Below are 9,194 nucleotides of genomic sequence, written 5' to 3' on the forward strand. Positions count from 1 at the left end.
ATGGTGGCGAATACCCTTTTCAATGATCTCGCGGGGTGTCCGCTCTCGCTCCACAAACTCCAAGTCGATCCACTCGGTAGACTCGGTGAGGCGGGCGGTTTTCGGCATAGGCACTGAATCCTCGTCCCGCCTCGTTCTTAACTTAACACGGCGACCGAGAGTCGGCGATCCAACGAGGGGGAACGCGACGTGAGTTCTAAGCCACAAAAGGAGCGGACTGACGGCTCGGGTAGCATAGCCGTTCGGCGGTTACCGAACCGAACGCAGCGCACCAGGGATATCGATCGCGAAGCGGTCTTCGACGTGCTCAGCAACGCGCGGCGTCGGTACGCGATCGAACTGCTCAACCGACACGAACCCGGCGACGAGATCGACCTCAGCGACCTCGTCGAGTACGTCGCGGCCCGCGAGAACGACACGACGGTCGCGAACGTGGACTACAAACAGCGGAAGCGGGTCTACTCCTCGCTGCGCCAGACGCACCTGCCGAAGCTGGACGACTGCGACCTGATCGAGTACGACCGGAGCCGCGGCACGATCGAGCTCGGCGACGCGGTCACCGAGGTACGAATGCACTTGGAGTACGTGCCCGAAAACGACATTCCGTGGTGTTTCCACTACCTCGGCCTCACGGCGATCCTCGGCGGTATCGTCGCCCTCGCCGGGGTCGGGCTCTACCCGTTCACCGAGCTCTCGACGGTGGCGTTCGGCACCATCGCCACGGTCGTGTTCGGGCTCTCCGCCGTCGTCCACACGGTCCACACTCGACGAAACGAGATCGGTTCGAACGTCCAGCTCGACGAGTAGCCGAACGATGGTCTCAGATTTCTCTCAAACACGATGGCAAACCAACTTCGAACGGTCGGGCTCTGTTTGATACTCGCCGCGCTCGTGTGTTCCGTCGTCGGAACGGGCGGATTCGCGTCGGCGACGGCCGATAGGGACATCGCGGCCGACGAGGTCGACGACGCGCGCGGGTACGTGGGCTACGATTCGCCCGCCGAGGTCCGGATCGCGTTCAACGAGAGCGCGAACGCGACGAACGCCAGCGACGCCGACGAGCGGACGGAGACGGTCGCGCTGGTGACCGTCACGAACCGCCTCGACGCGCCGATCGACGTCACGTCGGTCGACGTCGACGCGCCCGACGGCCTCGACGTCACGGTGAAGTCGACGCCTGCGGACGTGTCACCGGGCGAATCGGGAGAAGTCGTCGCGGAGTTGGACTGCGAGCGCTCCTTCGAGGACGGCACCCTCTCGGTGGGACTCGGAATCGACGGGGGCGCGGTCAGCGCCGAGATATCCGGCGACGAGGGAGACCGATCCGTCTCGGTCACGTGTGACGGGCAGTCCTGACCGCGCGGTCCCTTCGACGTGCGGAGTCGACGAGTGTACCGCTCAAGAGTCATCGAAAACGACCAGGAGTCTGCGGCCGCAAACGAACAGTAGCGGGAGGTAGATTTGAACTACCGATCTCCGGGTTATGAGCCCGGCGGAATCTCCTGGCTATCCCATCCCGCTATCGTATCAAAACCCGTTGCGACTGTTAAGGGTTCTGATCCCGTCGCCCGTGTGCGATTCGACCACGCACGGTTTATATACGGACGGCGGCGGGATCGCCGGCGCAGTCGGGGCATCACTCGGTCGACTCACTCCGACCCGGCGTGTTTCTGCCGGAACCGCAGCGCGAGGATCGCGCCGAGCGCGAACGCGACCGGGAGGACCGCGTCGGCGGGGTCGCCGGAGAGCGCTCGACCCGCGGTCAGCCCCGCCATGAGCGCGAAGAACAGCGACAGGAGCCCGGCAATGGGGACCGCGTACCCCTCGGTGAACGTCGACCGGCCGGATCCGTCGCTCATACGCCCTGAACGCTCCGAGACGGAGAAAACCTCGCGGCACCGCGACGGCGGGGGCCTCGCGACGATGCCAGTGAGATCCGGCGGCGACGGCGAGGCGGCCGCCTTGCGCCGGCCGCAAACGCTTTTATCAATCAAAAATAGTGATAAATCGATGCGAAAACCGCTACTGACGACGGACTTTCTGGATCGGGCGCGCCGGCACTACGCGGACGAGGAGGCCGTGCTCGCCACCGACGGCACGCGGTACACCTACGCCGAGCTCGGCGAGCGCGCGGACCGGTTCTCGGCCGCCCTCCGGGCGCGCGGGATCGAGAAGGGCGACCGCGTCGCGGTGTTGGACCCGAACACGCACTACCACCTCGAAGCGGCGTACGGCGCGATGCAGGTCGGCGCGGTCCACACCCCGCTGAACTACCGGCTCACGCCCGACGACTTCGCGTACATGCTCTCCGACGCGGGCGTCGACGCGATCTACGCCGACGCCGAGTACGCCGACCGGATCGAGGCGGTCCGCGACGAGGTGCCGACGGAGACGTTCCTCACGAACGACGCCGACGCGGTCGCGGGCGACTGGGAGTCGTTCGACGGGGCGCTCGCGGACGCCGACCCCGACGCCTACGAGCGCCCGGAGATGGACGAGGACGAGGTGATCACGATCAACTACACCTCGGGGACGACCGGCGACCCGAAGGGGGTCTGTCGCACCCACCGCGCCGAGACACTCCACGCGTACCTCATCGCGATCCACCAGGAGATCACCGACGACGACGTCTACCTCTGGACGCTCCCGATGTTCCACGTCAACGGGTGGGGCCACATCTACGCGATCACCGGAATGGGCGCCCGGCACGTCTGCACCCGCGGCGTCGACGTCGCCGCGGTGTTCGACCGGATCCGCGAGGAGGACGTCTCGTACTTCTGTGCGGCGCCGACCGTGCTCAACATGCTGGGCGACCACTACGCCGAACACGGCGGGGCGACGACCGGCGACAGCGACGTGCGCGCCGCGACCGCCGGCGCGGCGCCGCCGGAGGCGACGATCCGCACCGTCGAGGAGGAGTTCGGCTGGGAGCTCAAACACGTGTACGGCGCGACCGAGACCGGCCCCCTCATCACCACCTCGGACGCGAAGCGGCACTTCGAGGCGGGCTCGCCCGACCGCTTCGCGGTGAAGAAGACCCAGGGGATCGGCTATCTCGGCACCGACGTGCGCGTCGTCGACGAGGACGGCGAGGACGTGCCCGCCGACGGCGAGACCATCGGCGAGATCGTCGTCCGCGGCAACCAGGTGATGGACCGGTACTGGAACAAGCCCGAGGCCACCGAGCAGGCGTTCTCGGAGCGGCTGGGGGGGTACTACCACATGGGCGACCTGGCCGTCGTCAACGAGGACGGCTTCGTCTCGATCCAGGACCGCAAGAAGGACATCATCATCTCCGGCGGCGAGAACATCTCCTCGATCGAGTTAGAGGACACCCTCTTCGAGCACGCGGTCGTCTCCGACGTGGCGGTCATCCCCGCGCCGGACGAGCGGTGGGGCGAGACCCCGAAGGCGTTCGTCGTCCCCGAGGGCGGCGACCCCGATGACGCGGGCGCGACGACGGAGGATCTGAAGTCGTTCGTCCGCGAGCGCGTCGCCGACTACAAGACGCCGGGCGAGGTGGAGTTCGTCGCTGAGCTCCCGACGACGGCGACGGGGAAGATACAGAAGTACGAGCTCCGTCAGCGCGAGTGGGACGAAGAAGAGCGGATAGTCGGGGAAGGGTAGTCGGAGGGAGGGTCGCACGACCGCCGACTCGGCGGTCACCGAGCCGACTGACCCGCGGTCACCAAACCAACTGACCCGGTCCGGCCCTACTCCTCGTCGAGCAGGCTCTCGACGAGCTCCTCGGGCTCGAACAGCGTGAGGTCGTCGTACCCCTGTCCGGTCCCCAGGAAGAGGATCGGCTTCCCGGTGACGTACGCCACCGAGATCGCGGCGCCGCCGGAGGAGTCGGCGTCGGCCTTCGTCAGGATGGCCCCGTCGATCTCGGCGGCGTCGTCGAACTCCTTCGCGCGGTTCACGGCGTCCTGTCCCGCGACCGCCTCGTCGACGAACAGCGTCATGTCCGGGTCGACGACGCGGTCGATCTTCTCCAGCTGCGCCATCAGGTCGTCGCTGGTGTGAAGCCGCCCGGCCGTGTCGCCGAGCACGACGTCGACGTCGTTGGCCGCGGCGTACTCGACGCCGTCGTAGATGACGGCCGCGGGGTCGCCGCCCTGGTCGTGGGAGATCAGCTCTCGACCGAGCCGGTCGGCGTGCTCCGCGATCTGCTCGTTGGCGCCGGCCCGGTAGGTGTCGCCGTTCGCCAGCACCGACGAGTAGCCGCGGTCGGCGAGCCACTCGGAGAGCTTCGCGATGCTCGTCGTCTTCCCGACGCCGTTGACGCCGGTGAAGACGATGGTGACCGGCTTCTCGGCCGCCGCGATCCGCTCCTCGAAGTCGAACTGGCCGACCGCGATCACGTCGAGCAGCGCGTCGTGGAGCGCCGACTCGACCAGCTCGCCGGTCGTCTCGACCTGCTTGCGCGACTCGCCGAGCATCTTCTCGCGGACGGTGTCGAGGATCCGCTCTGCGACGCTCATCTCCACGTCGCTCTCGAGGAGGGCCATCTCGAGGTTCCACAGCGGCTCTTCGAGGTCCTCCTCCTCGATGATGATCCGCCCGGTGGCGAACGCCTTCGCGCGCTGGAAGGTGCTCGGCTCGTCGTCGTCCGCGTCGCTATCGTCGGACTTCGCCTCGACCTCGGCCCCCGTTTCGGCCGCGACCGCCTCCGCGTCACCGTCCGCGTCGGCGGCGTCGCTCGCGGTCGTCTCGTCGGGGGTCGCCTCGTCGCCCTCGGCGGGGTCCGCCTCGACGTCAGTGCTCTCCTCGACGTCCTCTCGGAACCCCGAGAGCTTGTCCTTCAGTCCGTCGAACACGGTCTACCTTACTCCTCGTCGCCCTGGCCCTGCCCCATCTGCTGCATCTGCTGCTGCTGCATCTGCTGTTGCATCTGCTGGGCCTGCTGTTCGAGCTCTTGGCTCTCGGACTCGAGCTCGTCGACCTCCTCTTGCGTCTCCTCAATGCGGTCGTTGAGCGCCTCCTGCTTGCGCCGAAGCACGTCGATGGCGTCGCCTTCGCTCTGCTCCGCGGAGTAGTTGCCGCCGAGCGAGACGATGATCTCGTCGATGTCCTGGACCTCGGCGCGGACGTAGGCGCCGCCGCCGAGCGGGACCTGCACCGTCGATCCCGTGTCGAGGGTCTCGATCGCCTCGACCGCGTCGTCGATGTCGGACTGCTCCTCGCGGTAGTCGGCGATCTCCGCTTCGAGGGCCTCGATCTCCTCGTCGAGCGCCTGCAGCTCCTGGGAGAGCTGCTGGAGCTGCTGTTGTCCGCCGCCCATCATGCCGCGGACACCTCCTCGATCTCGATCTGGGTGCGCTTCCGGTTGTGCTGGCTCCCGACCGTGGTGTAGATGCGCTCGCGGGCGAGGTCCTCGTTCTCTGCCTCGACCTCCTTCGTGAACGGCTGGAAGTCGCCTCGACTCTGGAACCGTCCACTCACCGTGTAGGTACTCATGTTCTCCGATCCGGCAGGGACAGGGAAGTATCTTCCTAAAAGGCGAGAGACCGGCACCGAAGCGGGACCGGCTTCGTTCGGGGCGACGGGCCCGAATTCCGGTGGTATCCTCGACGGATCGAGCCGTCTCCGGGCCGGCTACCCGGTCAGGTCCGGCCGGCCGGTACGACACTGCGAGCGCGTGGACGGCGACGAGCGCGACGAGCGCGAGCGTCTCGCCCACGGCTCGCCTGCAGTCGGTAACACAGCGGGAGAAGCGAGTCGGGGGAGAGAGGGTCGACCGAACCGCGATGAACAGCGGCCGTCGGCGACGCGGGCGTCAGTCGATGAAGCCGAGCGTCTCTTCGATCCGACCCAGTTCGGGGCCGGTGGTGTCATCGCCGACGACGTATCCCTCGTCGGTGGCGACGAGCCCGGAGCCGACCAGCGGCGCGCCGTAGTTGACCGTGCCGAGATCGGCCCGGACGTCGAGCGCCTCCTCGACGTCTCGCAGCTCCGATTCGGTCGACTTGGGATGACAGAGCACGCCGGCGTTGTTGGCGACCGCCGCCGTCCCGACGGTGCGAACGTCGCCGAGGTCGCCGCGGGACACGGGGACGCCGAGGGTCTCTCTGATCGTCACGATCGTTTCGCGCGGGAGGTCCGGGTGGACGTAGGCGCCGTAGTCGTTCGCGAGGACGACGTTGCCGGCCGCGTTGATCTCGCCGGGGAGCTCGCCCACCTCGCGGTCGGCGGCCTCGGCGATCCGCGACTGCTCCCGTTCGGTCGCCCGCGCGGAGACGAGAACGCCGTTCTCGTTGCCCGTCGCGAGGGAGCCGACGGTGTTGGCGCCGCCGACCGTCGTGAGGAGGGGCTCGGCGCCCAGCTCCTCGCCGAGAGACTCGGCGAGCTCCTCGTCGACGTCCGGCCGGACCAACAGGAGGTCGTCGATCGCGCGGGCGAACACGCCCACGTACGACGAGCCGGTGAAAGTCGCCCGTAACACGTTACTCGGCGTACTCGGCTTCGACGACGGGCTCGCCGTCCTCGACGAACCTGGCCGCGCGGACGCGGACCTTGCTCGGCGGGTTCTGGCGCCCGTTCGCCCAGACCGCCTCGTTGACCGAGGTGTCGATGACGACGTCCGCCTCGTCGACGGAGAAGTGCTGCGCGAGGTGCTCGCGAATGATCCGCATCGCGAAGTCGGCGCGTTCCTGTACCGGCTTGTCGTTGGCGTCGCGGAGCGGCACGGTGACGACGCGCTCCTCGAAGTCGCTGGTGCTCATTTATTCGTCCAGGTCGTTCCGGCGCCAGTTGCGCCGCTTGGGGTTTCGCGTCACGTTCATGTCCGTCTTCATCATGACCCACGCCGGGACGCGGGTGTTCTGGCGTTCCGCCTTCGCCAGACGCTTCTTTTGAGCCTTCGATTTATTTCCCATAGTAGCCCACAGTTTCCGCGGGGCGCATAAAACCCCTTCCATACCGCGTCGCACGGCGTGCCGAGTGACCGCTCAGAACGGCCGTTCGGCGACTCCTTCGTAAATGCGATAACACCGGTCGAGGACGTCGATCCCGACGCTCTCCGTGTCGGTGTGCGCCTCGCCCGGCTCGGAGGCGCCGCAGACGAGGCAGTCGGTCCCGGCCCCGGCGAGCCACCCCGCGTCGGTCGCGTGCGGCTTGACGACGTGTTCGGGCGCGTCGAGCCCCAGTCCGTCGTGGACCTCGCGGGCGACCGCGAGCGCGGCCTCGGCGAAGGCGTCGTCGCCGCAGGCCATCGGCGGGAGGTCCTGCTCGACGGTCAACTCGACGCCCGCGACCGCCTCGGCTGCGCGGGCGAGGTCGGCGCGGTCGCCGGGGACGGTGCGCTCGTCGATCGTCACCTCGCAGCGCTCCGGGATCACGTTCCACGTCTCGCCGCCGTCGACGATCGTGACCGCGAGCGACCCCGTGACGGCCTCGCCGAAGACGGTCGCCTCCGGGGCGTCGAGATCGCGGACGACGTCGATCGCGTCGCTGGCGCGGTAGATCGCGTTCTCGCCGCGGTCGGGCTCGGAGGCGTGCGCCGCGGTCCCGTGCGCGACGAGCGTCGACGCGCGCCGGCCCTTGTGCGCGACCGCGACGTCGGTGACGCCCGGCTTCGAGTAGTCCGTCGACCCCTCGGCGACGACCGCGCGGTCGGGAGCGAACCCCTCGTCGATCGCGTGGCGCGCGCCGGTCCCGCCGACCTCCTCGCCGACGAACGAGGCGACCGCGAGCTCGCGGCCCGCCGGCGGCTCGGCGTCGCGGAACGCGAGCATGCAGGCCGCCACCGCGCCCTTCATGTCGGCCGCCCCCCGGCCGAATATCCGGTCGTCGCGGCGCTCGACGACGTACTCGCCGGCCTTCCCGTCGCCGGTCGTCTGGCGCTCGGCCGGCGGGACCACGTCGTGGTGGCCGACCAGCGCGAGGGTGTCGGCGTCGGGGTCCTCCGTCGCGCCTTTGTAAGCGATCACGTTGCCGACCGCGTCGCGCTCGACCCGCGCGTCGGTCTCGGCGCGGAGCCACTCCTCGATGGCGTCGCCGGCGGCGGTCTCGTCCTCGTGGGAGGGGATCGCCACCAGTTCCTCCGTCAGATCCGCGAGTTCGTTCATACGATCGGGTCGGCAGTCGGCGATTTAAAGACTGAGTCTGGCGAGTTTACTTATAACCGGATTGCGGTGGCGCGTGCCGGTGAGCGGCCAGCGGCCGCGAGCCGAGCGCGCGAGGGAGTCGGCCGCTCGGAGCGAAGCGGAGAGTGGCCGACGAGGCTGGGGAGGTGTGAGGCCGCGGTCGCGGTGCGGGACGGGACTCAAAGAGGCAGTCGCGAGGACTCGCGCGGCTTGCTGCGCTCCTCGCTCAGTCGCTGACGCTCCTTCGCTGCGGTGCTTACTGCGCCGTGCTTCGCCCTCGCGGCTGGGGCTTTGGAGGTGTTCACCGTCGATCCGATCTCATCGACTTACACTGTCGATCGCGCGATACCGATCATCTCCCACTCATGAGCACGCGTGATTAATACGTCTCCGAGCCCTTGGAACGAGTATATGTCCGATCAGCTCGAAACCGCGACGCTCGGCGGCGGGTGCTTCTGGTGTACCGAGGCGGCGCTCGAACAGCTCGCCGGCGTCGAGTCGGTCACCTCCGGCTACGCGGGCGGCCACGTCGACGACCCCACGTACAAGCAGGTGTGCTCCGGCAACACCGGCCACGCCGAGGTCGTGCAGGTCGAGTTCGATCCCGACGTCATCGCCTACGACGAGGTGCTGGAGGCGTTCTTCGAGATCCACGACCCGACCCAGCTGAACCGCCAGGGTCCCGACGTGGGGAGCCAGTACCGCTCGATCGTCCTCTATCACGACGAGGACCAGCGCGAGCTCGCCGCCGCGTACATCGACGCGCTCGACGAGGAGTACGACGACGACGTGGTGACGGAGCTCGACCGGTTAGAGACGTTCTACCGGGCGGAAGAGCACCACCAAGACTACTTCGCGAAGAATCCGAACGACGCGTACTGCAGCTTCCACGCCAAGCCGAAGATGGAGAAGGTCCGCGAGAAGTTCGAGGCGAAGGTCGCGAAGTAAGCGGTAGATTCCGCAGCGAACGCCTTTTGCGCCTCGATCGCTCGCAGATGACCGACTGACCACCCCGCAGTGAACACCTCCAAAGCCCCAGCCGCGACGACTCGCGCGGCTTGTTGCGCTCCTCGCTCAGTCGCTGACGCTCCTTCGCTGCGGTGCTTA

Annotated in this window: 12 protein-coding genes, 1 tRNA gene and 1 pseudogene; 4 read left to right on the top strand and 10 right to left on the bottom strand. The window is 68.0% G+C overall.

Annotated elements, in window-relative coordinates:
• A pseudogene (locus DJ74_RS19590) lies at positions 1 to 108 on the bottom strand (IS6 family transposase); the annotation flags it as partial.
• Between the two features lie 195 nt (positions 109 to 303).
• On the opposite strand from DJ74_RS19590, the gene DJ74_RS05585 reads away from it, so the two are divergent.
• Together DJ74_RS05585 and DJ74_RS05590 are read left to right on the top strand one after the other, a co-directional pair.
• Positions 304 to 807, top strand: a complete 504-nt coding sequence (locus DJ74_RS05585; RefSeq protein WP_094526625.1) for a hypothetical protein — start codon at positions 304 to 306, stop codon at positions 805 to 807.
• A 33-nt stretch (positions 808 to 840) separates the two neighbouring features.
• The gene (locus tag DJ74_RS05590) at positions 841 to 1,356 is read left to right on the top strand and encodes a hypothetical protein (RefSeq protein ID WP_094526626.1); all 516 of its coding nucleotides are present in this window, start codon (positions 841 to 843) and stop codon (positions 1,354 to 1,356) included.
• Positions 1,357 to 1,446: 90 nt separating this feature from the next.
• Here DJ74_RS05590 and DJ74_RS05595 read toward each other — a convergent pair.
• Positions 1,447 to 1,521, bottom strand: a tRNA-Met gene (locus DJ74_RS05595).
• 128 nt (positions 1,522 to 1,649) lie between these two features.
• Positions 1,650 to 1,859 carry a hypothetical protein gene (locus tag DJ74_RS05600; protein WP_094523825.1) on the bottom strand — a complete coding sequence of 70 codons (210 nt, stop codon included), beginning with the start codon at positions 1,857 to 1,859 and terminating at the stop codon, positions 1,650 to 1,652.
• A gap of 151 nt (positions 1,860 to 2,010) precedes the next feature.
• Here DJ74_RS05600 and DJ74_RS05605 point away from each other — a divergent pair, with 151 nt between their 5' ends.
• Positions 2,011 to 3,627: a long-chain-fatty-acid--CoA ligase gene (locus DJ74_RS05605; RefSeq protein WP_094526627.1), complete on the top strand. Its 1,617-nt coding sequence runs from the start codon at positions 2,011 to 2,013 to the stop codon at positions 3,625 to 3,627.
• 86 nt (positions 3,628 to 3,713) lie between these two features.
• Here DJ74_RS05605 and ftsY read toward each other — a convergent pair whose 3' ends face one another.
• The 7 genes from ftsY to DJ74_RS05640 form a co-directional block, all read right to left on the bottom strand.
• Positions 3,714 to 4,820, bottom strand: coding sequence for a signal recognition particle-docking protein FtsY (gene ftsY, locus DJ74_RS05610; protein ID WP_094526628.1), 1,107 nt, complete (start codon positions 4,818 to 4,820; stop codon positions 3,714 to 3,716).
• An 8-nt stretch (positions 4,821 to 4,828) separates the two neighbouring features.
• Complete coding sequence (gene pfdA, locus DJ74_RS05615) at positions 4,829 to 5,284, bottom strand: prefoldin subunit alpha (RefSeq protein WP_094523822.1); 456 nt, start codon at positions 5,282 to 5,284, stop codon at positions 4,829 to 4,831.
• The gene (gene rpl18a / locus DJ74_RS05620; RefSeq protein WP_094523821.1) at positions 5,284 to 5,460 is read right to left on the bottom strand and encodes a 50S ribosomal protein L18Ae; all 177 of its coding nucleotides are present in this window, start codon (positions 5,458 to 5,460) and stop codon (positions 5,284 to 5,286) included. The genes pfdA and rpl18a overlap by 1 nt, the downstream gene beginning before the upstream one ends.
• Before the next feature lie 319 nt (positions 5,461 to 5,779).
• Positions 5,780 to 6,445, bottom strand: a complete 666-nt coding sequence (locus tag DJ74_RS05625) for a translation initiation factor IF-6 (protein ID WP_094523820.1) — start codon at positions 6,443 to 6,445, stop codon at positions 5,780 to 5,782.
• Between the two features lies 1 nt (position 6,446).
• The gene (locus DJ74_RS05630) at positions 6,447 to 6,725 is read right to left on the bottom strand and encodes a 50S ribosomal protein L31e (protein ID WP_094523819.1); all 279 of its coding nucleotides are present in this window, start codon (positions 6,723 to 6,725) and stop codon (positions 6,447 to 6,449) included.
• Positions 6,726 to 6,878 (bottom strand): 50S ribosomal protein L39e, encoded by a 153-nt coding sequence (locus tag DJ74_RS05635; RefSeq protein ID WP_094523818.1) that lies wholly within the window; start codon positions 6,876 to 6,878, stop codon positions 6,726 to 6,728. It lies immediately after the preceding gene.
• 72 nt (positions 6,879 to 6,950) lie between these two features.
• Positions 6,951 to 8,069, bottom strand: coding sequence for a M20 family metallopeptidase (locus DJ74_RS05640; protein ID WP_094526629.1), 1,119 nt, complete (start codon positions 8,067 to 8,069; stop codon positions 6,951 to 6,953).
• Between the two features lie 429 nt (positions 8,070 to 8,498).
• Between DJ74_RS05640 and msrA the strand changes: the two genes are divergently transcribed.
• Positions 8,499 to 9,035 carry a peptide-methionine (S)-S-oxide reductase MsrA gene (gene msrA, locus DJ74_RS05645; RefSeq protein WP_094526630.1) on the top strand — a complete coding sequence of 179 codons (537 nt, stop codon included), beginning with the start codon at positions 8,499 to 8,501 and terminating at the stop codon, positions 9,033 to 9,035.
• Positions 9,036 to 9,194: the final 159 nt, after the last annotated feature.

The sequence above is a fragment of the Halorubrum sp. Ea8 genome, assembly GCF_002252925.1.
GTDB lineage: Archaea > Halobacteriota > Halobacteria > Halobacteriales > Haloferacaceae > Halorubrum.